This is a genomic window from Alteromonas hispanica (genome assembly GCF_010500915.1).
GTDB classification, from domain to species: Bacteria; Pseudomonadota; Gammaproteobacteria; order Enterobacterales; family Alteromonadaceae; genus Alteromonas; species Alteromonas hispanica.
Genome location: NZ_JAAAWP010000001.1, coordinates 496,533 through 522,327, shown reverse-complemented (window position 1 = coordinate 522,327; position 25,795 = coordinate 496,533). Strand labels below are relative to the sequence as shown.

Here is a 25,795-nt window from a genome sequence, read left to right as displayed (position 1 = left end):
GAATGATAGATAAAAAAAGCGCTGCAAACTATCCTCGAGACCTAGTGGGTTATGGCCAAAATGTGCCTCACGCCAACTGGCCTGGCAATGCCAAAATCGCACTTCAGTTTGTTATCAATTACGAAGAAGGTGGCGAGAACTGCGTACTGCACGGTGACGAGTCATCTGAAGTTTTTCTTTCTGAAATTATCGGTGCGCAGGCATATAAAGATCGTCATCTTAGTATGGAGTCGATATATGAGTACGGCAGCCGAGCCGGCTTCTGGCGTCTGCACCGTTTATTTACTCAGCACCAAATACCAGTAACCGTTTTTGGTGTTACCATGGCAATGCAGCGACATCCTGAAGCGGTAGAAGCCATGCAAAGTGCTGGGTGGGAGATAGCCTGCCACGGTATGCGCTGGGTTCACTACCAACACATGGATGAGCAGCAAGAGCGCAAAGAAATTGATGACGCCATTGTGCTTCATGAGCAGTTAACGGGCAAAAAGCCCGTTGGATGGTATACCGGCCGCACAAGCCCTAATACGCTAAAACTTATTGCAGAGCGGGACGATATTCTTTACTGCGCAGACTCGTATGCCGATGACTTACCGTATTTTGATAACCATTACAGCAAGCCTTTGCTTATGGTGCCGTACACTCTCGATACCAACGACATGCGGTTTGCTTCTCCTCAAGGATTTAACAGTGGCGACCAATTTTTTACCTATCTAAAAGATGCCTTTGATGTGTTGCTTGAAGAGGGAGAGGACGCGCCTAAAATGTTATCTATCGGTTTGCACAACAGAATCATCGGTCGTCCGGCGAGGTTGGCTGCCCTGAAGCGTTTTATCGAATACGTAAAATCTCACGATAAGGTGTGGTTCGCAACAAGAGAAGAGATTGCCCGACATTGGCTAAACGAGCATCCTGACAAAGGGGCCGACAACATTGATTAATGCTCAGTTTATGTGAACGAATAACTGTATAGGCTTTGCGTAAATAGGCTACTATTAAGCTAATTGGCTAAATGCTAAATAGCGTTTTGCTAGTAATTATTTATAAATACAAAAAAGGATTTCAGCATGAAACTCAAAACAATCGCGATAATTGTGGGCGCATTAGCACTTACAGCATGCTCTAAACTTTCTAAAGAAAATTACGACAAGCTAGAAATGGGCATGTCACAAAATGAAGTAGAAAGCGTTCTTGGCGGTGCTGATAACTGCTCAAAAACAATGGGGACAATGGCCTGTACTTGGGGGAATGAAGAGTCTAAATACGTCAAAATTGTATTCATGGGCGATAAGGCTATTACATTTAACTACAGCGGTCTTTAACTTATCTTTGGATAACCTACTTTCAATAGCATACCTTCAAGTCGCGGTGAGCTGAAAGCGCTAGGGCACCCTTCGCATTCACCGCGATTTTCCTAAGTCTTACTTCAAATCTAGAATATATCTGAGTATAAACACGCCAGCTAATATATAGGTTAGCCAAGTCACTTCTCGGAACTTCCCAGTACCGACTTTAATGCCCACATAGGTAATGAAACCAAGGGCTATGCCCTCACTAATGCTAAACGTCAGTGGCATGGCGATAAGGGCAACAGACGCTGTGGCTAAGGCGCCGAGGTCGTCAAAGTCAAGCTGACGAATAGACTCCATCATTAAAATACCTACCATTAACAGGGCTGGCGTAGTCGCCATTAGTGGTATTACTTTCATAAGCGGGGTGAGAAACAGCGATAATACGAAGCAGGCCGATACCACCACGGCGGTAAGCCCAGTACGTCCGCCAGCTGACACGCCTGTAGCAGACTCAACATAGCTTGTAACCGGAGACGTTCCCACCATAGCCCCTACAACACTTGCAGACGCATCTGCCGTCATTGCTGGCCCAATTTTAGGTAATCTTCCGTCTTCAGCGAGCAAATTTGCTTTTCGAGATACACCTATTAGCGTGCCAATGGTATCAAACATATTAACGAACATAAGTGCGAAAATAAGGTCCCAGGTTTGCGCAAAGTGCTCTATGGGATACCAAAGGTCCATGGCAAAAAAGGTGTTAGATATTGGCTCAGGCATACCCACAATTGCTTGCGGTGTTTGCGTTAATGTTCCCGAGTCTGTGGGAATAAACGCACCAATAACCGTAAGGGTGATAATAGAAATGAGAATGCCGCCGGTCACTTTTTTTATCATTAGCACAATAGTAAAAATTATACCTAAAAGTGCTAGCAGAACCGCGGGTTCTGAAAGGTCGCCTAATTGAACAAATGTAGCTGGATTATCAACAATAAGCTCAGCGTTTTTTAAGCCAATAAAGGCTATAAATAGGCCTATTCCACACTGCACGCCTATTTTTAGTGAGGGTGGGATAGACTCCGCAATTTTGGTTCTCACACCGGTTAACGACAAAATTAAAAACAGAATGCCGTTATAAAAAACGATACCAAGTGCGGCTTCCCAGGGCACCTCTCTTCCTAAACAGATGGTAAACGCAAAAAATGCATTCAAACCCATGCCTGGTGCTAGGGCGATAGGGTAATTAGTCATAAGTGCCATTAGCAAAGTACCTAAACAGGCAGCAATGGCTGTTACGGTAATAAGGCCCTCAATAGGCATTCCGCTCAACCCTAAAATGCCAGGGTTGACTACTAAAATATACGACATAGCAGCAAAGGTAGTGAGGCCGGCAATGATTTCTGTTTTTACGGTGGTGCCGTGCTGCTGAAGTTTGAAAAGCCGCTCTATGAGGTTGTTGAACATCTAGTCATCTCTATGTGTTGAGTCAGTGATTCGTTTTAAAATAGGAGGTATCTTTCTTTTTTCGCTAACGTTGCAAGCGCAGATATTCGTTAATACGTTGTCTATCCATTATCTATAATCGCAAAGCAAGGCTAATTTCTGAAAGTACTTGCGTTAGCCATAAGCAATTAACTGACCAAGTAGTCAACGTTTTGGTGCGTTTCATGCTACGCTTTCTCTTATTCAGTTGCTTAATGTACTTGCTGCATCGCTAAATTATCAAGCTGTCTGTAACTCACCGAACCTGCTTTGGTCGCTACAGTTGAGCTATAGGTGCGATCAAACGATACCTTTATAGCACTATGATGGCGTTATGATGGTGCTATCGTGGTGCTATCACATGAAGCTGAGTTGCATAACAGTATCTTACGGAAGGCATCTTTTTTCGGAGAAGCATTGTGTGAAACAGCGGCACGAAAAATAGCACTATGGAAAATATAGCGCCAATATTATTGATAAAACTGCATTTGTGGTTAAATAAGAATACGGAAAGACGCAGAAAATTATCTCCAAATTAAGAGTGTATGCACCAATGTGGTTGGCTTGCCTTTATTTGGTGCAAAAGTGAGGTGCTATGTCGCTAATCGAAACAATTAAAAATATACCGAAGGCTGAACTTCATCTCCATATTGAAGGTAGTTTAACGCCTGAACTTATGTGGCAGCTTTCAGAGAAACACAGCATAGCGCTTCCTTACAACAGTGTGGAAGAAATAGCAGATGCATATAATTTTTCAAATTTGCAAAGCTTTCTTGATCTCTATTACGCTGGCGCGGGCGTACTGATTGATGAAGATGACTTTTATCAGCTGATGTGGGCGTATCTCAGCCGCTGCTCTGATGAAAATATCGTTCATACTGAAATAATGTTCGACCCACAAACGCACACTGAAAGAGGCGTTGGTTTTGACGTTTTCATGTCTGGCTTTTTACGTGCTATTGAAGACGCAGAGCGAGAATATTGCATTTCTAGTTATCTGATTATGTCGTTTTTGCGTCATTTGCCCGAATCTGATGCTTTTGAAACACTGGCTCAAGCTCAGCCCTACGCTGAAAAAATTCATGCGATAGGTTTAGACAGTTCTGAATTAGGTCACCCGCCGTCAAAGTTCCAGCGAGTCTTTAGAAAGGTGAAAGAGCAGGGCTTCAAAATAGTGGCCCACGCGGGTGAAGAAGGGCCGGCCTCTTACATTTGGGAAGCAATAAATCTGTTGGGTGTAGATAGAATTGACCATGGCGTGAGATGCCAGGAAGACCCGGCGCTCATGACGTACTTAAAAGAAAAGCAAATACCGCTAACAGTTTGTCCACTCAGTAATTTAAAGCTTTGCGTTATTGACGATATGAAACAACATAATATCTTGTCACTTTTAGAGGAAGGCCTTTTAGTCACTGTTAACTCTGACGATCCAACTTACTTTGGCGGTTTTTTAAATGATAATTTTATCGCATTGAGCCATTCTCTAGACATGAACAAAGAGCATGTAAAAGCGTTGGCAATGAATAGTTTCAAAGCGAGTTTCTTACCACAGTCAAAAAAGCAAGAGTACTGCAATCAAATTAGTGCAATGCTTTAACCCATAATTAAATGGTTTGTGTAAAGCTGGTTCAACGATAGTTGCAGGCAGTTAGTCTGCCTGTAACTATCTGCTGAGGTATTTAAGATGATTTACTTACTAAGACGCCTTCATTTTTTTACGCTCTTTTCCATATGAGTAACAGTGGCTTCTATGACTGCATTGAGTTCAACAATTTCCTTGTTAACTTTATCCATTTGATTGTTTTTAGCGAGTAGCTCAATTTCAGACGCTTTTTCTCTCACCGCGTCAGCGCCCACATCTCCCGATAAGCCCTTTAACGAGTGACTTTGAAGCTGAACTTCTTCCACGTTCATAGTCTGAATAGCATTGGAAAGTTGCTGTTGTTTAAGGTGTATTTGATCAAGATACATACCCACAATTCTATTCAATAGGGTTTCATTACCTCCTAGTCTTGCAAGGGCGGCTTCAACATTCCAAATGTTATGCAATTGTGTGTTCTTATCTATAGACATAAACTACTCCTCAACTCGCAACGTAAGCGCCGGATAAAGCGCCACAGTTTTGTATTAGTTCTTTTAGGTTCGAGTTCCATTAAATACTCAAGTGTGCTGCATGTCGCGATAGGTATTCGACAAATTACCCAGTCAATAAGGTAAATGTGTGCAAGACCTATTACAACCTATACTAAAGTTTTATATAATCCGGCACAGATAATGAAGTCTATGTAACCCGAACGTTATTTTTTGTATAGCAAGCTTCGGAGGAATAAGGCCTTTATAGTCTTAGCAGCGCGTAAACTTTTATAAGAATGAATTTACACAGATTCTATTCACTATTCATGTTCCTTTTTAAAAGGCCATTCCCCAATTAAAGTCTTTATAAAAATATGTTAGAAAAAATCAAATCGCTGTCACAGTGTAAGGTGCTAATTGTTGATGATGAGCATGCAAGTAGAATTCTGCTCGAGTCGGTACTTGAACCTCATGTAGTTTGTGACACTGCAAGTAGCGGCAGGGAAGCCATTAGAAAATGCCGTCTTGAGGTTCCAGATTTGGTTCTTCTGGATATGAATATGCCCGATAAAAATGGATTAGAAGTTTGTCAGGCGCTTCGCGTGTCCCCAGAAACAGCCAATATTCCCATTATTTTTATTACCGCTACCATGGATATTCAGGTGGAAAATGCGTGTTGGGAAGTGGGCGCATCCGATTTTGTAATGAAACCAATTAACGCTTCCACCCTCACTCACCGTATTAAAACACACTTAGAAAATAAGACGCGCTTTGAGTATTTGCAGAGTATGATTTATCACGACCAGTTAACTGGGCTCTACAATCGCACTTATCTGGCAAAAGAAACGCCTCAAACGTTAAAGCAGGTTGCCAGAGATAAAGGTAGTGTTGGTGTTATTTTAGTCGATATCGACTTTTTCAAACCATTCAACGACAACTACGGGCATTTAGAGGGTGATATTTGCTTGCAGCGCGTGGCCGAAATTATTGAAAATACAGTTAGGCGCCCGAAAGATGTCGTAATTCGTTTTGGTGGCGAAGAGTTTTTAGTGGTGTTGCCTTACTCAGATTGGGATGGCGCTAAAGTGGTGTCTCAAAATATTGTAAAAGCGGTATACGACGCCAATATTCTTCATCAATATGGTGCTGAAGGCCGAGTAACCATTAGCGCTGGCTATGCAGCAAATGATGCACTGGATATTATTAGCAGCTCGCTCTCAGGTGTTATTAAAGAGGCTGATATAGCGCTTTTTGATGCAAAAGATAACGGTAAAAATCGCGCCTGCGGTTTTACTAAGCGCTAAGTGGTGATGACGCTTTTTTAAATCATTCCGGATAAAAAACATTCGCTTCTATCCTATTGTTTAATATCAAACATTTACTTTTTTAAGTAATCTAAGTCGTATCAATCGTTGAATTAAAGCAGAGTTCGACACGCTTTAATTCAATACGCCTTTAACAATTTGTTTTAGCAATTATTTTTCACCCAACACAGGAACGTGTTTTGGGGCAAGTTTTGGCATTGTCATTAGCGGTATGGGTGTTTAAAAGAGGTAGAAGGGATACTTAAATGATTTTTTATGACGAGCAATCTAATTTAAATGCGGTGTTGGGAGAGCGGTTGCAAGACACTTTTCAGAGCATTGTTAAAAGTGCAGCTAAAACAATGAGCGTTTTTCAATGTGTGCTCGTATGCCTGCACAAAGAGTCGGTAGAAGTTGTCGCTAAGGCTTCTTCAGCCCACGCTCCTTCATTTACAGTTATTCCCTCATTTGCTGGACATTTCTCTTATGAGAGTAGTGCGGCTGAAAATAGCGCCATTGATAGCAGCGCCATTGATAGCAGTGCCATTGATGACAGCGCGATCATTGAACGTTATTTCCCTCAATCAAGCATTGCAGCTTCCTCTGTTTTCAAACAGTGGGCGAAAACTTACTTTGGCGCTAATACCTTTTTACGCGGAAAAGCTCATCGACTTGATGACAAATGCGTTTTCCTTGTTGCAATTAACGTAAATCCCGAACGCAAAGACGAGGGTGATAAGTTGGTTTTGCTTGATGAGTGGCTCGATACTGAGCTATCGAAATTTCAATTAGAGAAAGCCGAAAATAAGCAAAACACGCTGTATGAAAAGCTACAAAGTGTGGCCGACATTGGCACGTGGGAAGTTGAATTTGCCACCAATACCCTCACTTGGTCTTCGCAAACAAGAAAGATTCATGAGGTGGACAGTACCTTTAAGCCAACATTAGATTCGGCAATAAACTTCTACAAAGAGGGATTCGACAGAGATGAAATTGCCCGCATTGTTGCTAATACCATTGAAACTGGCGAGCCGTGGAGTTCCACTTTGCAACTTGTTTCGGCAAAGGGAAATATCGTTTGGATAGAAACCCACGGTATGGCTGAAATGCAAAACGGGAAGTGTTTGCGTTTATTTGGAACCTGTCAAAATGTAAACAAAGCCGTGAAACTGCGTATTGCTCTTGATGAGAAACGCCAGGAAGCCGAGGGTATTGCTGCCGAAAAAGGAGCCTTATTGTCTCGGGTAAGTCATGAGTTGAAAACGCCGTTAAACGGTATAACGGGCATGTTAGAGGCAATTAAAGGAGAGAATGAAGAGGCTAGGCGAATTAAAAAAGCAGAGTTTGCCTTGCGCAGTGCAAAACGCCTTAGTGCATTGATTAATGATGTGGTCGATTATACTAGCATTATCAAGCGTGACTTTACCCTCGATAGGGCTCCTTTTAACCTAAAATTATTATTCGAAGATATCGTGAGCGTGCTCAAAATGCGCTGTGAAGATCAAAACAGTCGCTTAACTGCTCACTATGCTTTCGACGCTACCACCGTAATTGAGGGCGACGCTGCCAGGCTAGCACAGGTTATGAAAAATGTGGTGTCGCACCTTACTAAGTATGCACAAGACAAAGAGATAGTGTTACATGTGGCTTTAAAGCACAGAGAAAATGATGCCATGCTTATGGCGTCAGTAAGTGGCAAAGAGGTAGTACTTGATGAAGACGCAGTTGCTCAATTATTCGAACCACTTGCAGGCACAAGAGCCCAAGCCTCTGAAGAGCTCAACGACAATGGTTTAGCACTTACGGCGGCAAAACAACTTGTATCAAAAATGAAAGGGGAGCTTACGGTTAGCTCAAACGACGAACAAGGAACCTGTTTTGATATTGTCATCCCAGTAGAGTCGGTTAAGCAATGTGATGGTTTAAATGAGGAAGTGTCTTTCACTCCTGAGCTATTAGAAGAAAAAATAAACATTCTTGTGGTCGACGATAACGACATTAATAGAATGGTACTTGAGTCTATGTTCGACGAATTACCGTTTACTGTAGATAGCGCTGAAAACGGCCAAATAGCAGTGGATAAGGCACGCTCAACATCTTACGACCTTATATTTATGGATTGTGCAATGCCTGTTTTAGACGGTATTGGGGCAACGAAAGTTATTCTTGCAGAAAAACTGCTCTCTGAAATTGGACGAATTGTCGCGGTAACGGCCAACACGTCAATAGAGGATAAAAAAGCCTGTTTGGGGGCCGGTATGTCGGGCTTTTTACCAAAACCTGTAGTGAAAAACGATGTGCTTTCTCATGTTAAGCAAGCGCTAGTGAGTAAGCTAACGTTTACTTGAGGTATGAACAGGAGGCCACCGTCACTACTCAAGTGACGGTGTTGTGTCTTTTACAGTATCCCAATGCTCAATAATGTAATTAGTGAACTGAACGCCAACAAGGTAGGCGCTCTCAATAGCGCTTCTCATAGCAGCATAGCCCTCACCAGAGCTCTCATTTTCTAAGTTTTGCGCTGCACAAAGGCCTGGAGGCTGCATAGTGAAGTTACTTGCCGTGCGCAATATCACCATTCTGTTTTTATCTACTAGACCCGCATTGTGTAAGTAACTCATGCTCTGCAGTGTTGCAGAGTCTTCCATACCCGACGTCATGAAGTTGCCTTTAGAGCCGGTCCAATACGATACCCAGTTGTTTGCCCACTCGTTAAGTTTTTCGCCGTGCCAAAAGGTAGATGCAGAAAGGTGTGAGCCATAACTAACTGAAGGCTTTTTTAACGCATGTTCATAGCCCTGATACTTTGAGCGAAGGGTGTCCATAGCAGGAGTATTAGGCAGTTGTGTGTCTTTGGTTAAATCGTATGCCCATTTTGCTAGTTGTTGATTAAGTACAAACACCTCGCCATTTGGGCTTTTTTGAGTGTTTACCTTGTCTGCATTGGCATAAGGGCTATGAGTAAACAGCGGAAAATACCCCGTATCCCAATCCTCGGGTATTTCTCGCGCGTCAATTTGATGGGCTAAATCGCCATCTACTACATAATCTGTCCACACCGCACTTCCAATGGTGCTGTCGTAAGGATCTATGCCTGCAATGCCCGCTACAATCCAATAGGCCTGCGACAGGTCGAAGCGGTTGTCTAAACCCAGCGCCATAATGGCTGCCGATGCTTTTGCTATCCCCATGCCCGTAACAATACCTATTATGCCTTTTTCTTCATTAGCAAAAATATCGTGGTGTCCGTGGGGCAATGGGTATCGAGTGTCCAGTGACTGTCTTTCACGCCAAAGTTGAAACTCTCCTGGTGTATCTTCGGTATCGTCACCAATTTCGAACATACTCACCACCACTACTTTTACCTTCATTTTGGTGAGTTGATTTGCTTTCTTGGAAAGATGCGTCTTTGTAAGTGAAGAGGGCTCGGTTGGTGAAGAAAGCTGCGTTTGTGCAGAAGATGGTTTTAACGAAGCACTAGTTGGATGGGCATTACTTGAAGAGTAAACAGCAAAAGAAGAAAAACTCAAGCTTAGTAAAAAAATCGTAGTTAGCGACCTTAACGGTTTGCAAAATATACGGAAATACATAAATGACTCCAAACAAAAAAGGTAAATCTAGCGAACCAGATTTACCTTCGATCTTAGCTTAAAGCTAGCATAAAACTAGCCTAAAACTCGTACAAAAAATCAATACGCACTAGCTTTTAGAACTTGTACCCAAAAGTGGCGTTCCAGTGACGAGGTAACTCTGGCAATACAATTTGACTACCAAACAAGTCTGGGAAGTTAGCACGGAAATAGCGCTCGTCGGTTAAGTTTTTCACCGTTACGTTGAACGACCAGTCTTCTGCCTGATAAGACAAACCGGCATTAACCAATGTATACGCCGGCAGTGTTACCGCCGCAGAAAAGCCAGAAGCCACTTCTTCAACATCAACCACACTCACGTTGGCAGCATATCCGTTTTGGAAGTCGTAGGTAGCGGTGAGGGTATAAATATTTTCAGGAATACCCGCTTTGCGACCGTCGGAGTTGGCAAATCCTTCACCAATCAGGTTAAGACCAATGACGTTACCACCAAAAACCAATGACGGATCGGTAAGATTAACTAAATCTTCAGCGCCTAAAAATCCAAACTGGTTACCATTTTCCAGTGCGGTAAGGTTAATAACTTCAATGTTTGTGTAGCCTGCAGATACTACTAAGTTATCGTTTACTACCCAGCGAAGTTCAAATTCAATACCTTCGTTATTGGTGGTGTTGTTTGTTACCACGTTTTGAGTATTAAAGTCGGTACGCTCTTGTTCAAATGCCGATAGCGCGAAATATAAGGTGTCGTCTAATAGCGAACCTTTAACTCCGTATTCAATCAGTTCTGATGTATCAAAAGCACCGCTTGAACCTGGTTGATTTAGCTGACCTACACCAATTTCAGCGCCCTGCCCAGCAACTAGCGTAGCTTGTTCTGCAGCGGTGAAGTAGGGGATAAGACCAAATTCAAATTCGTAAGAAATACTGGTATTCCAAGACCATCCATCAACAGTCTCCTCAGCATATACAGGTGTTTCATCACCTGTAGCGAAAAGTAATAAGTCGCTGCGCGAGGTACTTTCAATGTCGATAGTGTCGTAACGCACGCCAAGCACAAGATTTAAGCCCCAATCCCAAGTGAGATCGGTCATTGCTGCTATGCCTAAATCAAGATAATTACCCACATCGTAGTTATCGTAATTTTTACCCGAGCGGGTAGACAGCAGGCGGCGATCTAATGCAGAGGAAGGCATTGTCAGATCGCGACGGTTAAAGTATTCAAACGTAAAGTCATCGCCATGTTCAAAGTCTGTATAACGAATGGAAGGCGAGAATTGGAATTGTGCCAATAGGCTGTCTTTCTCATACTCTGTAGCGAAGATAAGTTTGTCTTCTACTACCCAACTTTCATGGAATTGAGAAAATCCGTATGCATTCTCGTTGATGTTGTCGTAATAATCGTAGAACAATTGGTTACGAATTTCCCAATCGTCAGCATAAAATATAGCATCGAAATAAAGGGTTATAGCCTCATTACCTAGTTGGTCGTCAGGGGCAACAAGCACCTGGTTGCCATTTAGTTTTGTGGTACCTACATTTTGAAGCTGCATCAACTCAGTGGCTTCATCGTCGGTAAACGCAGCGGCAGGCACGTAAAAAAAGCTATTGCCTGCAATATTCACGGCGCCATATTCTTCGTGGCTAATCTGCCCATCACCATCGGTATCTAGCGGTAATGCAGTACCCGTGATATAGGTGCCGTCGTCAACTAAGTCCTGCGTCAAACGGTTCCAACCGGCAACTTGGTTACCGTCGAAATCATGGTACATACCACCAAATTCAAAACGAAGGTTGTCGGTAACGTCAATGTTAAAAGAGGCTTGCAGAATAGATTGGTCGGTTTGTGTGTTGTCGTAGTAGCTGTCAGAGTTCTCCACCTCACCATAGAGGTAGTATCCCATCTCTTTTCCACCAACGCTGGCAGGGCCACCAACTTCAGCAGTAAGGATGCTTTTACTCCATGATCCTGTGGTGTAAGAAAGTGCACCTGTTGGAGACTCTAAGTATTGACCAGAAGATGCACGTGCAGACTTTGGATTAAAATTGAGGTAGCCACCAATTTTAGACGGGCCGTAAATAGGCGACGCTGGACCGCGAACAATATCTATACGGCTAGACGCGCCAATTGGTGTGGGGTAGTTGCCCGGGTTATCAAGTCTTTTTACACCTCTAAAGTAGTTTTCACCCGGCGTACCTCGCACATCGAGTGAGCCGGCAACACCGAAAAACGACTGTGTAAATGTACCTGGCGCGAAAGCCACTAATTCGTCAATATCCGTGACGTTAAAACGTTCCATTTGCTCTTGTGAAATAGTTGATGCCGAGCGGGGAGTCTCTAAAATTGATTTCCCAAACCCGAAAACTGACTCTACATCCTGTCCTGGCAAGCTGCCAAGAGAGCCCGTTACTTCAATTTTTTCTACATCTGCCTCTTTTGGTGTTTCTTCCTGTGCAAATGCACTGGCAGAAATTGATGCCACAGTGCCGATACCTATACCAATGGCAAGCGCCCGAGCAAGGGGGGATAAAGCGAACGTAGTGTGTTTCATGGCTTCCTCGTATTTTATATTTTTATTGCTCTATTGGTGAGCATTTTCACGCAGTTCTTACTGACTTGTTTTATAGAGCAGAAAAAATGCCAATTTGTTGTCCAGTTGGTCTATTTTTTATTTTTCATAAGCGTTTGAAATTATTGGTTTTAAATTGATTTTTGTTTGATGGCTTTGTTGCCTTGATGTTAATAAATTGTACTGCTAAATGACTTGCACCATTACTGTGATTTATGGGCAAGCGTTGCACCAATAAATGCAACTTGTGTGAGCTAGTTCACAGGCTTTGTTACTGCCTTCGCAAATAAGGGTGGTTGCGAGGGCAAGCGTGGTTTCGCGGCTGATATACAGAGCTCAGAAGGGTCTTCGCAATCCGAAGAGTCAGATGTCGTCTGAGACAAAGCTTGATGGGGGGAGGTATCTGTCATTCTCGGTAGTGTAAGGTCGAGTAGAACCGCAGTTATCCCCGCCGAGGTGACAGGAGACAGCAAAATATTTTCTAGCCAGTTAGGCAGTTGAGCCAAAGCTTCAGGTACCATCATTACGCCTATAGCAATGCCAAGTGAGCAGGCGGTAACCAAGCTACTTCTTCTATCAAGGGCATGACTAGCCAGTAACTTAAGCCCCCCAACAGCAACCATAGCAAACATAACCAGCGTGGCACCGCCAAGCACTGGTTTGGGTATAGCTTGAAGCACGCCGCCCACAATGGGGAAGAAGCCAACCGTCACAAACATTCCTGCAACGTAAACCCCCACTTTTCTGCTGGCAATTCCGGTAAGCTGAATAACGCCATTATTCTGCCCAAACGTTGTATTTGGAAAAGTATTAAATGCACCGCCTATGATGGAGTTTATACCATCGCCGAGAATTCCACCCTTAATGCGAGATAAATACAGCGGCCCGCTTATGGGCTGCTTGCAAAAAAGACTGTTTGCAGTGAGATCGCCTGCTGTTTCGATAGCGCTAAAAAGATAGATTAGCGCTATGGGCAAAAATAGTGAAATGTCGAAATCTATGCCAAACGCAAAGGGCTGTGGAATTGAGAGGGTAGGTAAGGTAGATAAATGTTGAAAACTTATCCCTTTTGTCATCGCCACAAAAAAGGTACCAGCAGCCATGCCAATAAAAATGGCTGACAAGCGCAACCAGTGATTAGAGGATGCGTTCAAAAAAACAATAATTAACAAAACAACCAGCCCAACGCCAAGATTTGACACATCAGCAAACCCTTCTGCGTTAAAACCACCGGCTAAATCGGTCATGCCTACGTTGATTAAGGATAAGCCAATAGCTGTGATCACTATTCCGGTAGTGAGCGGGGTAATTATCCGTTTTAGCCTTGAGATAAATAAACTGAAAATGACTTCTACTAAAGCTCCCGCCATGGTGAGGCCAAACAGGAGCGCTAAGATATCCTCCTCAGTGCCGCCTGAATTCTTAACGTGATTTCCTGCCAGTAAAAGCGCACTGATAAAGGCGAAACTGGTTCCTTGAATAGCAACCAGTCCACTTCCAACAGGGCCTATGCGTTTGGTTTGAATGGCAGTACCAATTCCGCTTACAAACAAGGCCATACTAATTAAATACGGTGTATAGTTAGTTAAACCTAACGTGGAGGCAATGATTAATGTGGGCGTGATCACGCCAACAAAGCTAGCTAGCATATGTTGAAATGCGGCAGTGAGTGACCTGAAAGCAGAGGGTTTATCGTTTAAATTGTACAGTAGGTCACTGCTTTGAGAATGACTATGAGAACTGCGCGTAGACTCACTTTGTACGTGTTTTTCCATTTCTTTTGCATTCCGTGTTGCATGTAATTCTGGGACTGTCGATAAGTTCTAATGCATGAATAAGCCATACAAAAGAGCGGTCTCATAGAAATAAAGCAATAAGCTGACCAAGTGGTCATTAGTACCTATTATAGAGGTCGTAGAAGGCCAAATAAGGTACAAACAGTGTACGAATAGGCCATAAATAAGGTATTAGAAGGCTGGAAATTGACTCTGTGTGACTTTTTAACGGCTTTAATGCTTGTACGTGCTTTGCACGATGTGTTCGTAAAGGCGTTTTTAGAGGCACTCATATAGGATGGCAAGGTGGGCTGTGCTCTATAAACCCTTTCTATGCACAAAAGCTGTGCGTTTGCGATGTTAATGGTGCACTGTCGAACTGAAGACATAAAAAATGACCCGAAGGTCATTTTAAGTAGATTTGAGCACTGTTATGTTAAAAGTGGTTATGTTAAAAGTGATTACGTTAAAAGCTTTTATTTAAATAGCTCTGATTTTAACAGCGTGAGTCGTAAGAGCCTTTTTTAAAAATGGGTATCGTCATCTAAGGTGACAAAAATAGAATGTCGCACTTCGTTATAAAGCGCTTTCGAGCAATGCCCTTGACCTTCGGTATCTTCAAGCAATAAAACATCGCCTGCGCCAAGCTCAATACTATCGCCGTTAGAAACAGTAAATTCAGCCCGACCTTTCAAAATAAATAATAGTTGACGAGCAGGTGCCGGATGCCACTTGAAGTCATAGTCGGCGGGCGTTTCCCTGAATATTATTTTATCGGCTGCAAATTTTTCCGAGAGAAGACCAATAGGGCCACCGTCTTTAAGGTTAATGGTAACCTCGCCAAAATGACTTTTACCTTCATTATCGTTATATATCCGTTTGATTTTCATGAATATTCCGTTTAAGTGTAATCAGTAGATTTATCGTTACTCAATATGTTTTTGCATGCGAAATTAACAGCAACTTGTTTTTATAGGTAAGCGTCACAAAGCGCAGCTGCCCTAGGTGTAACGTAAGTCTTCTATGGTTTTAAACAGCACAGATAAGCTGGCTTCAACGTCCGATTCTTTTATTGATTCGCCAGGATGGTGACTTATGCCGCCTTTACAGCGTGTGAAAAGCATTGCTACCGGGCAAATATCCGCCATAGCCATAGCGTCGTGACCTGCCCCAGAGGCTAGTACTCTAGGAGCTATGCCGCTAAGCTCTACACCGTGAACTAACGCTTGTTTTAAGTTGTCATCGCACAAAACAGCGGGCGCGCTGTGTGTTTGCTCTACACTTAAGGTCACTTTGCGTTTTGCTGCAATTTCGCCGAAGTTTTGCATAATTTCGGCCAATACCGTGTCTCGCAGTGCGTCGTCTTCACTTCGTATATCAAGAGAAAAATGCGTGCGCCCAGAAATGACATTGACGCCGTTAGGGGCGTTGTCAATTTTGCCTACGGTGGCCACTACACCAGGTCGCTGATGACTAATACGCTCTACTGCTAAAATCATTTCTGCGCTTGCGGCGAGTGCATCAAAACGCATAGACATGGGAACCGTGCCGGCGTGGCCTGCCATGCCCTCTATGGTAATTGTAAATCGCTGGGCGCCAGCAATGGCACTAACCACACCCACTGGCAAGTTTTCTTGTTCTAAAACGGGCCCCTGTTCAATATGCAGTTCTATGTAACCTAATATATCGGTTCGGGAAATACTGGCACTGGAAACTTCGTCAAAGTTGAGACCAAAGTTTTCCATAGCCTGGGCAAGGCTAATGCCATCTTCATCTTTAAGATTGCGCCAGCTGTCTTGCCACTTGCCTGTGAGAGCACGACTGCCAAGTAAAGTAGTACCAAAGCGGGTGCCTTCTTCATCACAGAACCCGACAATATCGATATGAAATGGAAGTTTACGCTGCAGTCCGTCGAACATGGCTACCATGGAAATAGCGGCAACAACTCCTAACATGCCGTCGTATTTACCGCCGTTTGGCACGGTATCTAAGTGACTACCCAATATAAGACGAGGGGCGTTAGGGACAGTAGATGTGTATCGCCCCCAAATATTACCAACGGCGTCTTGCCATGTGGTCATTCCTGCCTCAATCATCCAGCCAGACGCAAGTTGATTTGCGAGTCGATGCTGGTCGGTTAGGTAACGTCTGTCTAAGCAGTTTGGGTTCTGGCTTAAGGTGCCTAACATCTCGCACCGCGCCATAACTTGTGTAGCCAGCTCAGCGAACTCACTCATTCGTAGACTCCGCGTTGGCCTTATTGTAAACCGCCAGTGCAGCCTCTACACCAGCACCTGCTGGGCATGAGTAACCTTGCATTCTCAAAACGGTTTCAAGAGATTGTAAGGTGTGGAGTACCGCATCTTCTCGGGCGTTGTAGCCCATTGTGCCAATGCGCCAAATTTTACCTTTTAGCGGGCCAAAGCTGGTGCCAATTTCAATATTAAAGCGAAGTAGTAAGGTTTCTCTCACTTCTTCTCCCGCTACGCCATCAGGGATATACACGCCTACTACGTTATACATTTTGTGCTTTAGGTCGCCAAAAGGGGCTAATCCCATAGCTTGAATGCCGGCCAACATGGCATCACCAGCAACCTTGTGACGGGCGATTACTTGCTGTTGTCCTTCTTCAAGGTGCACCCTAGCGCATTCTCTTGCGCAATAAAGCATGCTCGCCGCTTCGGTATGATGGTTTAAGCGCTCGTCGCCCCAGTAATCCATGATCATGGGTAAATCGAAGTAGTTCGAGCGAATTTTAGGGCCTTTTGCCCCTTCATGATGGGCGTCGCGAATACCAGCTTCAACATGATGACGAGTGCGAACAGTGCGCACAAATTTGTCGCTAAGGGTTATAGGTGCACTTCCCGACGGGCCGCCTAAGCATTTTTGCAAACCTACCGATACAGCGTCGAGTTTCCACGCATCTACGTCTAAGGGGTTGCCGCCAATAGAAGCCGTGGCGTCGCAGTAAAACAGAACATCATGAGCCTCACAAATCTCGCCAATTTCCGCAAGAGGTTGCAGCATGGTGGTAGACGTATCGCCTTGCACTGTAGCCAGCATCTTCGGCTTAACTTCTTTAATCGCAGTTTCTATTTGCTCTGGCGTAAATACTTCGCCCCAGGGAACTTCAATGGTATGCACTTCAGCATCTGCACGTTCAGCAATTTCTGCCAGCAAATGACCAAAGCGCCCAAAGATGGGAATAAGCACTTTATCGCCAGGCTCTATTGCCGACACAAGTACTGCTTCGATGCCGGCCCGTGAGGTACCGTCAACCAAGAATGTTTGTTGGTTTTTGGTATTAAAGACGTCGCGGTATAGCGCCATCACTTCGTTCATATAGCCGGTCATTACAGGGTCGTACTGACCCACTAATTGAGTTGCCATAGCCGACAATACGCGGGGGTAGCAGTTAATCGGGCCCGGGCCCATCAATAAACGCGGCGGAGGAGAAAGCGGTGAAAAACTTTGCATAAGAGAAGACTCCTAAATGAGTACCTGCGCAAGCATGCGCAGGCCGGTGATGATAAGAACGACGGCGAATATCTTCTTGAGAAGATTGGCATCTAGCTTATTGGCAATGTTTGCACCAATAGGAGCAAAAAGAACGGTTAACGGCACAATACAGGCAAAGCCTAGCAAGTTTACATAGCCGTATGTTGCAAATGGTGCATCGGGCGGCGTGGTGCCAGCGAACAGCAGGGTAACTGCTGCAGGAAGAGAAATAATAAGCCCTACCGCTGCAGCAGTGCCCACGGCTTTATGTGCTGGGTAATTGCAAAATGTAAGCGTAGGAACGGTTAATGTTCCGCCGCCAATGCCCACCATAGAACTAAATAAACCAATGCAGGTTGCCATAAGTGACTGTCCGGTTTTACCGGGTAAGCGTTTAAACAGCGCTTCTTTTCTGCCTATCAGCATGTTTATTGCCGATAATGTGGCAATAATGCCAAACAACAGGGTAAGGAGAGTTGGGTTAACAACGGTTACCGCATAGCTACCAACAAGTACTCCAATAAGAATAAATAGCGCCCATGCTTTAAGCAGTACAAAGTCGACATTACCTTTGCTGTGGTGGGCTTTAATCGAGCTAATTGACGTTGGAACGATAGTGGCAAGGGAGGTAGCCGTAGCAATTACCATGGCGCTTTCTGAAGATACACCTAGCGCCTGGAAGAGGAAAAATAGCACTGGCACAATGACAATACCGCCCCCTACACCAAGCAGGCCAGCTAAAAGCCCAGCAAAAACGCCGGTTCCAATTAACGATAAAATTACCGTTAGGTTGTCCATTAAAAACTGCATGTATGTTATTTCTCTTGTTGTAATTTAACGGTTAAACATGGCCTAAAAATACCTTGCCATCACTTCTCGGGTCGCTTGCACCAGTTACATCTCCGGTTTCTTGGCGAATAATGGCACCTGCATGGCCCATTAATTCATTGCAAGGGTCTACCGTGACCAAATCGTGGCCACGAGCCACTAAGCTTTCACCCACATATTCAACTAAATCGCGCTCTGCTTTTAGATTATGGCTTTCATCGCCCCAGGTGCGTCCTAGTAGCCATCGACCTAACCATATGGCTTTATCAATAGGCTGGTTGTGATACACATGACGTGCAAATAAAGCTGCTTGAGTTTGTGGCTGGCCTTCGCCACCCATGGTGCCGTAACTCATTCGACGTCCGTCGTTAAGTTCTGCAAATGCAGGGTTAAGAGTATGAAATGGTTTCAACCCTGGCGCTAAATACTGATTGCTCGCAGGGTCTAGTGAAAATGACGTGCCTCGGTTATTCCAAACAATGCCGGTTTGCGGACTTACAATACCCGAGCCAAACTCCCAATAAAGAGACTGTATGTAGCTCACCATACGGCCTTCACTGTCACAACAGCCCATCCAAATTGTATCTCCAGGCTTTGCCACGTGAGGCCACAGCTGTGCTTTTTCTAAAGAAATATGCTGTGCCATTTCATCTAGCGATTCGTCGGTAAGAAGCTGTTGTAAATCAATAGGCGTGCGAGACGGATCGGTAACATTATTATTGCGGGCAATAAAGGCTTGTTTAGTGCACTCTATCAGCAGGTGTACCATGTCGGCGTCGCTTTTGCCTAAGTGCTGCACTTTATCGTAAAGAGCCAATATTATAAGCGACGCTACGCCCTGCGTAGGAGCCGGCAAATTATAAAGCGTGCCTTTTGAAGTGGTTACGCTTAATGGTGTTACACGCTTCGCGCGGTAGTTTTCAAAATCTTCTAGGCGAATAGGAGAGCCTGCGGCTTCTAAATCTGCAGCTAACTTTTGCGCTAGCTCGCCTTGATAAAAGTCGTCTAGTCCTTTCTCTGCCAAATGAGCAAGGGTTTTAGAAAGCGCGGTAAGCTTCAGAATTTTGCCTTTTTTAAGTGCCTTCCCTTTAATGAGGAACTGCGCGAAATTCTCATCATCAGCTAAATCATCAAAGGTTTTGTTACTGGCGTCGGTTAAACTTTGGGTTACTTCAATTCCCCAGTTTGCCTGGCTAATCGCCGTATCTAGCAGTGTAGAAAGTGCTAACCCATCTTTGCCACCTTGCCATTCTTTACTTATTTTAAGTGCTTCACTCCATCCAGCAACCGCGCCGGCCATGGTTAATGCCGATTTGCCGCCACGGCTAGGTATTGCATCAAAGTCTTTGTAAAAGTTGGGTGTTGCGCCCTGTGCAGCCACGCCAGAGGCATCAATACCTATTGGCGCTTTACCAGGTTCGCTAATAAGCCAAAAGCCATCGCCACCAAGGCCGTTCATGTGAGGATATTCAACGGCAATAGACGCCGCAGCAGCAACCATAGCTTCAATAGCGGTGCCGCCTTTTTCTAAAATATTTAGCCCCACCTGAGACGCTGCAAAATGGGGAGCTGTAAATGCGATATTGGATTTTTTTGTCATTGTTATTTCCTTTAAATCTTTTATGTAATTCTTTGCACTGAATTCTCTTTGGTAAATTTTTGCTAACACAATTCACGCACAACTAACGTACAATTCGCACACTTAGTGCGTCAGTAGCCTCTTGGCTAACTCGATTAGTGCAAGATCGTTGTCTTTTTTGCCCACAAGGGATAATCCACAGGGAGCGTCGTGCAGAGTAAACAGTGGTAAATGAAGCTGCGGTAGCCCGGCTAGTCCCGCTAGCGAGGTTAATGCGAGTAGGGCATTTCTGTCGTTTGCCAAAGCAGTTTCATCGGCATCACATCGCGGAGCAATACCTGGCGTAGTGGGCATGACCAAAACGTCAATGTCTTCAAAGATGTGAGTAAGGTGTTCAATTACCTTTTGCTGCTGAGCTTTAGCGGCATCAACTTGCTGGTGTGTAATTGTTTTACACCATGACAAACGCGCCATAATGTCAGTAGCAATATCTGGCTTTTCTTGTTCAATCCACTGGCCGTGTTGCAGCCAAATTTCGTTGCCTTGTAAAACTCTAAAGGTAGCGGCGCTCTCAAGCTCTGTTAAATTAAGTCTTTCAGACGAAATATCGGTGGTTTTAAACTGACGGCGAATAGTTTCATTTATCCATGCATTGCACTCTTTTGAGTGGGCGACACCCTCAAACAAAGAGGAAGCAACACCAAATCGAACAGTGTCACTAAAAGCGGTTTGCGTATGACCAGGAATGCAAATTCGGCTCACTAGCTCAAAGGTGTTTAAGTCTCTCGTCATCCAACCAACTGTGTCGAATGAAGGGGCAAGTGCTACCATATTGTCGCACTCTATAATGCCGTGAGTAGGTCTCAACCCCCACAGTCCTTGATAACTTGCTGGAACGCGAATAGAACCGCCGGTATCTGTACCTAAACCAATATCTGCTAAACCGCTGCTAACGGCAACCGCGGAGCCCGATGATGATCCGCCGGGAATATGCGCAGGTGCGGCGGGGTTGGTTAACGCCGGAAAGTGCTTGTTTTGGCCATGTAAGCTGTAGGCAAGTTCATCGGTGATGGTTTTTCCTTTGAATATAGCACCTGCTTGTAGCAGTGCGCTTACTGTGCTGTTTTGTGAGCTTTCTTCCGCAACTTGCCCGTTTTCTTGTCCGTTTTGTTGCCCTTTGTATTTATTAGAGCGAGGGTGCGTTTTCAAATAGTCAGGGTTGCCCGCACCGGTCGGAAGACCAGACATATGAAAAAGATCTTTAACGGCTAGCCCAAGGCCAGCTAATGGCGCGTGTTTGTTTTCGCAATCTGCAGAAAAAGGTGTTAATACAAAAGGAGAGTTCACGGCACACTTAGTTATTATTAATGACTACCCTATGAAACAATTGTTTCATAACAAAGTCAAGAGAAACGAACGTTGCTTAATTGTTAGGTTGAAGGTGTTCTTTAAGCGTGTTGTTAAAGAGTGCCGACTAACGCTTTGGATCTTCCAACTCGTCCATACGCTCGTACACATCAGTAATAGCGTCTACACGATCGGATGCGGCCTCGCCAATGTGCGAATAGGTTAAATTACACAATGACGCCACCAGGCTCATAGGCGCTGCGTAACTGTCGAAGGGAGCATCACTACCAATATGCGATACCAACAAATAGTCAACTTGTGGCTTGTAGCCCTGACCCGTGGGATCTGTGATAAGCACGGTTTTGCAGTGTTTTATATTCTCTAGCACAAATTTAAACTGGCGGGTTCGCCGTCTAAAACCAAACAAAACCACTACGTCTTTATCTGTTAAATCAATAATGTCTTCGCTCAGGGTTTGCCCAGGCTGTGGTAAAACACGTACCGAACCTCGTATTTGTTTTAACTGCTGACGAAAGTGCAATGCTATCGGGTAAGCGTTCCTAAACCCAATAAGAGTAACCTGCTCTGCGCTGGCGAGCAGTTGCGCAATTGCGTTAAGTTCCTCAGCGGAGGAGCTTTGAAGGGTGGCTGCCAGGTTTTGAACTTCGCTTTCAAAATGTTGCTTATCGCTGTGGTTAGACGCCACAGGCACGCCTTGCTCTCGCAGTGCGGCTAATGCTTCTCTTGCCTGCTGATGGGATTCGAAGCCAACTTGTCGAAAAAAACGGCTAACGGTAGCTTTAGAAGTACCCACTTTCTCTGCAATAAGCGAAGTAGACTGTGACAATACAGCGATGGGGTTTTTCTGCAGATAATGGGCAATTGCTTTACCTGCTGGTGACAGCGCTGCATAGTGCTGCGCTATTTGTTCAGTAACGTCGTTAGGGTTTTTATCTTTCATCATTTAAGCATACCACTAAAAATACAAAGTATGCGTGTCTAGTTTACGTCTCTAGTTTACGCATCTGGTTTACGCCTCTATTTTACGCCGTTAGTTTATGCCACGGGGGACAAGTTACAGCGCCCCAGGAACTGTTGCCACATTGAAACGTGAGACTGCATAGCCTTGCTGTATTTATCAAAACCTTCAACAGACTGCTGATAAAGATAGTCTTTAAATAACGGGTGAAGCGCAGGATTTTGCTGCCACTTTTCCCACAGAGGCGTAAGCTTATAATGATAGTTATTCACCAAGCTACCCACGGGTTGAATTTCTTCAATAAAAAATAGATAAAACACATTTCGCAATATTTTAGCCGTATCGCTGGGTCTGCCATCAACGCAGGCGATTTTGTCTAGTGCTGGTGTAAGCTCTGCGGTAAGTGGTGGTAATACCGCAGCTAGGGTGTTCTGTGTTTGCCACAAGCTGGCAGGCAATCGTGCAGAAAGGATAATTTTTAGCTGGGTTTCCAACTCGCTGCTATCAACACTTTCTGCAAGTGCATCGGATGATAATAAGTCGTCTAAAAAATATAAGCTGTTAATGCTAGCCTGTGCATCTTTGTTATTCTCGCGGGCAAGAAGTCTCTCAGGGCTGTTCAACCCCAAACGCATCTCTTTACTAGTTTGGATAAGGTTAGCCCAGCTTTTCATATAATCGGCGGCTTTCGCTTGCTTCCAATCGGCTAACGTGTCGGCAAGGGCCTCATCGGTTTCTCTGAGAGCTTCTTCACAGCTTGAAAACACCGACAACAGCTTACTCTCGTATACTAAACGCTGTGACGGAAGCTGGCTTTTACCTAAAGAAGTGTTTCGCTCTGCTACTACGCGGCCAAGTTCACAGTCTTGAATAGCGTAAAACTCTCTCAGGTTAATACTTAACCCTTCAATATGGTGCTTTAACTTTGAGCCTTCAGCCAGTCTTGGAAGCGCTGCAACTCTTGGTTCAGTGAGAGGTGTTTCCAACACGCGAGATAAACGGCTTTGATAATCGTTAAGGCTGTCTTTCACGGTATTTTGGCCAAAGCAACCGGTTAATACGGTTAAGGCTAATACGGCAACGCCAGTAAAAAGAGTGGAGCGCTTTGTTTTACCAGCTTGGATCACGTGTTTTTTGCTGCACACAGTTTGAGTGAAGCAATGTTGAGTGTTGCGAGTAAACCAAAGCGGACATGGCATCATAGGGTGTGTTTACCTCTTCTTCGGAGAATTTTAAGGTCTTTCGATATTTTTATCTTTTTTTAAACTTTTATTTTATATTTCGGCGCTGGTATACAAACTTCGCCCGCCATCGACATAAATAATTTGCCCAGTAACATACGAGGCAGAGACCAAAAAGCTCAGCGCGTCTGCTATATCATCAGGGCTGCCCAGCTGTTGCAGCGGCACGCTGTCAATGAGTCGTTGCTTAGCTAATTCATCCATATCGCGCTCGGGCCATAAAATAGCGCCTGGCGCTATACCGTTTATACGAACCTGAGGCGCCAGCTCTATCGCCATAGAGCGGGTGAGAGAGGCGAGCCCGGCTTTCGCGAGTAAATACACACTGTGCTTTGGAAGAGGCCGGTCTAGGTGCATATCCACCATATTAATAATACAGCCACCGGTTTGCTGTAGCGCAGGCACTAACGCTTGGGATAAAAACAACGGGCCTTTTGTATTGCTGCCAACAAGTGAAGACCAATCGTCTTCTGTTATCTCGCCCATGGGAGTTGGGTAAAAGCTCGATGCATTATTTACTAAAACATCTAAACGCCCCCAAGCCTCTACTGATCTCTCTGCGATAGCATCAATGTGACTACTGTCACACAAATTGCCCTGCAGGCTTATCGCAGAATTTGGACGGGAGTGATTTAGCTTGTTTACCAGTGAATTAGCTTCTTCGTATGATGAGGAATAGTGGACAACTACACGGTAGCCGTTAGCATGCAATCGCCGAACTATTGTTGCGCCAATGCGTTTGGCCGCGCCAGTTACTAGGGCAACAGGTGCCTTGTCTTCCATAAAAAATCACTCTGATTGAACGCTATGCGTATTTTGTGCGCTTGATATCGTCAATTATCTGTTTCGCTTGAACGATATAATGAGCGCCGAATAATAACCCGTGATTTAAAATATGGTAAAGCTGATAGATTGGTTTTCTTTGTTGGTAATTTTTTTCAAGTGAGGTGTGGCTGCTGTATCCTTCAAAGAAGCTTTCGGGAAAGCCCCCAAAAAGTTCAGCCATGGCTAAGTCAGTTTCTGCATCACCAACGTAAACGGCGGGGTCGAATATCACTGGCCCCTTTTTGCTAAAGCCAATGTTGCCATGCCATAAATCGCCATGCAGCAAGGATGGGTGAGGCTGATGGAGGCTTAGTAAACGTCTTGTGTATTCAATTAAATCTTGTGCTTCGTTGTCACTAATACGCCAGATATTGTTTGCGATTAAGCGTTCTAACATAGAGCCAATGCGTTTCTCGGCGAAAAAGTCTGCCCAAGATGCCGATCTTCCATTGGTTTGAACACTGGCCCCAATAAAATTATCGTGCGGCCACCCGTAACTTGTATGCGCATTTACGGCATGTAATTTGGCAAGCATTTCACCTAGTTGAAAATAATCGGTAGGTTGAGGATCTACGAAGCGCTTATAGCAAAGCACCAAGTATTCCATGTTGGGCTCTTCATTTTTAGTTACGCCTTGGCAGATAACTTGAGGCACTTGAATGGAGTTTGTTTCCGCAAGTGCATCTAATCCTTCGGCTTCGTGTTGTAACTGTTGTGTATCATCATAACGCCGCGTTTTTACAAAATAACGATGTGTTTCATCCCTGATAATAAAGCTTTTGTGAGTGTCGCCGCCTGAAACGGGTTCTGCTCGCTGGCAATTAAAAAATTGGCCAGTGGCTTGCGAGATATGTTCACTAATAAAATGCCACATAAAATTCCCCCCCCAACCAATAGACTTTAAACTTAAATGCTAAGCCAGACCCCGAGCCAAAACGCTAAGCCAAAAATCACGGCTCAGCACTCACCGCTAAATATTAGTCGACAATGCTTTTTAAAAATCGAACGCAGCGGTAAAAAAACAAACAAATTTGATAAAGTATGATTCAAATTTTGAATTTTGTACATTTAGTCAGTATACGTGTTCAAAAAAGTGTTCAAAAAAAGTGCTCAAAAATACGGCGAACTAGCAATGTTTCCGCCGAAAATCAGCAATTGCCTGAGTTTATTGCTTGGATCTGATTTTCATCATTGAAGTTGCCTATACACTCGTTATAATCGCCCATCGAAAATATATACAACGTGTTTGTTTAATATTGTGTTTGTTTTTGTATTAATGACGAAAACACAGCACGTTCCGGTAATTACGCTCAAAAATGTTGTAGGTAGTTGCCGTAGCTTCGATTGAGTAGTGTTATCCATTTTTCTAGCACAGCTATTAAGTTTGCGGCACAGCTCAATTAGTGAAAGCCATT

The 25,795-nt window shown here is 44.2% G+C and carries 20 protein-coding genes; 5 read left to right on the top strand and 15 right to left on the bottom strand.

Annotation, left to right across the window (positions count from 1 at the left end; genetic code table 11):
• The first annotated feature begins 2 nt into the window (after positions 1-2).
• Complete coding sequence (puuE, locus tag GTW09_RS02190) at positions 3-941, top strand: allantoinase PuuE (protein WP_163109682.1); 939 nt, start codon at positions 3-5, stop codon at positions 939-941.
• 126 nt (positions 942-1,067) lie between these two features.
• Positions 1,068-1,322 (top strand): DUF3862 domain-containing protein, encoded by a 255-nt coding sequence (locus GTW09_RS02185; RefSeq protein ID WP_071979243.1) that lies wholly within the window; start codon positions 1,068-1,070, stop codon positions 1,320-1,322.
• A 99-nt stretch (positions 1,323-1,421) separates the two neighbouring features.
• Here GTW09_RS02185 and GTW09_RS02180 read toward each other — a convergent pair whose 3' ends face one another.
• Entirely contained in the window at positions 1,422-2,753 is a 1,332-nt protein-coding gene (locus GTW09_RS02180; RefSeq protein ID WP_071979242.1) for an NCS2 family permease, read from the bottom strand.
• A 613-nt stretch (positions 2,754-3,366) separates the two neighbouring features.
• Here GTW09_RS02180 and GTW09_RS02175 point away from each other — a divergent pair.
• Complete coding sequence (locus tag GTW09_RS02175) at positions 3,367-4,368, top strand: adenosine deaminase (RefSeq protein WP_163109679.1); 1,002 nt, start codon at positions 3,367-3,369, stop codon at positions 4,366-4,368.
• A 110-nt stretch (positions 4,369-4,478) separates the two neighbouring features.
• On the opposite strand, the gene GTW09_RS02170 is transcribed toward GTW09_RS02175, so the two are convergent.
• A complete protein-coding gene (locus GTW09_RS02170; RefSeq protein ID WP_163109677.1) occupies positions 4,479-4,844 on the bottom strand; it encodes an Hpt domain-containing protein in 366 nt (121 codons plus the stop codon).
• A 374-nt stretch (positions 4,845-5,218) separates the two neighbouring features.
• On the opposite strand from GTW09_RS02170, the gene GTW09_RS02165 reads away from it, so the two are divergent.
• Positions 5,219-6,148, top strand: coding sequence for a GGDEF domain-containing response regulator (locus GTW09_RS02165; RefSeq protein ID WP_163109674.1), 930 nt, complete (start codon positions 5,219-5,221; stop codon positions 6,146-6,148).
• 266 nt (positions 6,149-6,414) lie between these two features.
• Positions 6,415-8,496 carry a response regulator gene (locus tag GTW09_RS02160; RefSeq protein WP_163109671.1) on the top strand — a complete coding sequence of 694 codons (2,082 nt, stop codon included), beginning with the start codon at positions 6,415-6,417 and terminating at the stop codon, positions 8,494-8,496.
• Between the two features lie 24 nt (positions 8,497-8,520).
• Here the strand turns inward: GTW09_RS02160 and GTW09_RS02155 are convergent, their stop codons facing one another.
• The 13 genes from GTW09_RS02155 to GTW09_RS02095 all read right to left on the bottom strand — a co-directional run bounded on the left by GTW09_RS02155 (position 8,521) and on the right by GTW09_RS02095 (position 25,254).
• A complete protein-coding gene (locus GTW09_RS02155) occupies positions 8,521-9,678 on the bottom strand; it encodes a purine nucleoside permease (RefSeq protein WP_239059244.1) in 1,158 nt (385 codons plus the stop codon).
• Between the two features lie 176 nt (positions 9,679-9,854).
• Positions 9,855-12,290: a TonB-dependent siderophore receptor gene (locus tag GTW09_RS02150; RefSeq protein WP_163109665.1), complete on the bottom strand. Its 2,436-nt coding sequence runs from the start codon at positions 12,288-12,290 to the stop codon at positions 9,855-9,857.
• Between the two features lie 272 nt (positions 12,291-12,562).
• Entirely contained in the window at positions 12,563-14,083 is a 1,521-nt protein-coding gene (locus GTW09_RS02145) for a uracil-xanthine permease family protein (RefSeq protein ID WP_163109662.1), read from the bottom strand.
• A 524-nt stretch (positions 14,084-14,607) separates the two neighbouring features.
• On the bottom strand, positions 14,608-14,973 hold the full coding sequence (locus GTW09_RS02140) for a cupin domain-containing protein (protein WP_163109658.1): 366 nt from the start codon (positions 14,971-14,973) through the stop codon (positions 14,608-14,610).
• A gap of 111 nt (positions 14,974-15,084) precedes the next feature.
• Positions 15,085-16,320 carry an allantoate amidohydrolase gene (locus tag GTW09_RS02135; RefSeq protein ID WP_163109655.1) on the bottom strand — a complete coding sequence of 412 codons (1,236 nt, stop codon included), beginning with the start codon at positions 16,318-16,320 and terminating at the stop codon, positions 15,085-15,087.
• Positions 16,313-17,560, bottom strand: a complete 1,248-nt coding sequence (locus GTW09_RS02130; RefSeq protein ID WP_163109652.1) for a pyridoxal-phosphate-dependent aminotransferase family protein — start codon at positions 17,558-17,560, stop codon at positions 16,313-16,315. Before GTW09_RS02130 ends, GTW09_RS02135 begins: the two co-directional genes overlap by 8 nt.
• Before the next feature lie 12 nt (positions 17,561-17,572).
• Positions 17,573-18,391 (bottom strand): sulfite exporter TauE/SafE family protein, encoded by an 819-nt coding sequence (locus GTW09_RS02125; protein ID WP_163109650.1) that lies wholly within the window; start codon positions 18,389-18,391, stop codon positions 17,573-17,575.
• Between the two features lie 31 nt (positions 18,392-18,422).
• Positions 18,423-20,009: a gamma-glutamyltransferase family protein gene (locus GTW09_RS02120; protein ID WP_163109647.1), complete on the bottom strand. Its 1,587-nt coding sequence runs from the start codon at positions 20,007-20,009 to the stop codon at positions 18,423-18,425.
• Between the two features lie 102 nt (positions 20,010-20,111).
• Positions 20,112-21,335, bottom strand: coding sequence for an amidase (locus GTW09_RS02115; RefSeq protein WP_338024911.1), 1,224 nt, complete (start codon positions 21,333-21,335; stop codon positions 20,112-20,114).
• 127 nt (positions 21,336-21,462) lie between these two features.
• Complete coding sequence (locus GTW09_RS02110) at positions 21,463-22,299, bottom strand: MurR/RpiR family transcriptional regulator (protein WP_239059243.1); 837 nt, start codon at positions 22,297-22,299, stop codon at positions 21,463-21,465.
• A 92-nt stretch (positions 22,300-22,391) separates the two neighbouring features.
• On the bottom strand, positions 22,392-23,516 hold the full coding sequence (locus GTW09_RS02105; protein ID WP_239059242.1) for a DUF3080 family protein: 1,125 nt from the start codon (positions 23,514-23,516) through the stop codon (positions 22,392-22,394).
• A 72-nt stretch (positions 23,517-23,588) separates the two neighbouring features.
• Complete coding sequence (locus GTW09_RS02100; protein WP_163109644.1) at positions 23,589-24,338, bottom strand: pteridine reductase; 750 nt, start codon at positions 24,336-24,338, stop codon at positions 23,589-23,591.
• Between the two features lie 22 nt (positions 24,339-24,360).
• A complete protein-coding gene (locus GTW09_RS02095) occupies positions 24,361-25,254 on the bottom strand; it encodes a fructosamine kinase family protein (protein ID WP_071979229.1) in 894 nt (297 codons plus the stop codon).
• Positions 25,255-25,795 lie beyond the last annotated feature (541 nt).

Excerpts from the sequence above, each read along its gene's own strand:
- GTW09_RS02110 (WP_239059243.1), bottom strand. The coding sequence starts at position 22,299 with ATGATGAAAGATAAAAACCCTAACGACGTTACTGAACAAATAGCGCAG.
- puuE (WP_163109682.1), top strand. The coding sequence starts at position 3 with ATGATAGATAAAAAAAGCGCTGCAAACTATCCTCGAGACCTAGTGGGT.
- GTW09_RS02140 (WP_163109658.1), bottom strand. The coding sequence starts at position 14,973 with ATGAAAATCAAACGGATATATAACGATAATGAAGGTAAAAGTCATTTT.
- GTW09_RS02150 (WP_163109665.1), bottom strand. The coding sequence starts at position 12,290 with ATGAAACACACTACGTTCGCTTTATCCCCCCTTGCTCGGGCGCTTGCC.
- GTW09_RS02175 (WP_163109679.1), top strand. The coding sequence starts at position 3,367 with ATGTCGCTAATCGAAACAATTAAAAATATACCGAAGGCTGAACTTCAT.
- GTW09_RS02145 (WP_163109662.1), bottom strand. The coding sequence starts at position 14,083 with ATGGAAAAACACGTACAAAGTGAGTCTACGCGCAGTTCTCATAGTCAT.
- GTW09_RS02105 (WP_239059242.1), bottom strand. The coding sequence starts at position 23,516 with ATGATGCCATGTCCGCTTTGGTTTACTCGCAACACTCAACATTGCTTC.
- GTW09_RS02170 (WP_163109677.1), bottom strand. The coding sequence starts at position 4,844 with ATGTCTATAGATAAGAACACACAATTGCATAACATTTGGAATGTTGAA.
- GTW09_RS02125 (WP_163109650.1), bottom strand. The coding sequence starts at position 18,391 with ATGCAGTTTTTAATGGACAACCTAACGGTAATTTTATCGTTAATTGGA.
- GTW09_RS02120 (WP_163109647.1), bottom strand. The coding sequence starts at position 20,009 with ATGACAAAAAAATCCAATATCGCATTTACAGCTCCCCATTTTGCAGCG.
- GTW09_RS02130 (WP_163109652.1), bottom strand. The coding sequence starts at position 17,560 with ATGCAAAGTTTTTCACCGCTTTCTCCTCCGCCGCGTTTATTGATGGGC.
- GTW09_RS02165 (WP_163109674.1), top strand. The coding sequence starts at position 5,219 with ATGTTAGAAAAAATCAAATCGCTGTCACAGTGTAAGGTGCTAATTGTT.
- GTW09_RS02185 (WP_071979243.1), top strand. The coding sequence starts at position 1,068 with ATGAAACTCAAAACAATCGCGATAATTGTGGGCGCATTAGCACTTACA.
- GTW09_RS02135 (WP_163109655.1), bottom strand. The coding sequence starts at position 16,320 with ATGAGTGAGTTCGCTGAGCTGGCTACACAAGTTATGGCGCGGTGCGAG.
- GTW09_RS02180 (WP_071979242.1), bottom strand. The coding sequence starts at position 2,753 with ATGTTCAACAACCTCATAGAGCGGCTTTTCAAACTTCAGCAGCACGGC.
- GTW09_RS02160 (WP_163109671.1), top strand. The coding sequence starts at position 6,415 with ATGATTTTTTATGACGAGCAATCTAATTTAAATGCGGTGTTGGGAGAG.
- GTW09_RS02100 (WP_163109644.1), bottom strand. The coding sequence starts at position 24,338 with ATGGAAGACAAGGCACCTGTTGCCCTAGTAACTGGCGCGGCCAAACGC.
- GTW09_RS02095 (WP_071979229.1), bottom strand. The coding sequence starts at position 25,254 with ATGTGGCATTTTATTAGTGAACATATCTCGCAAGCCACTGGCCAATTT.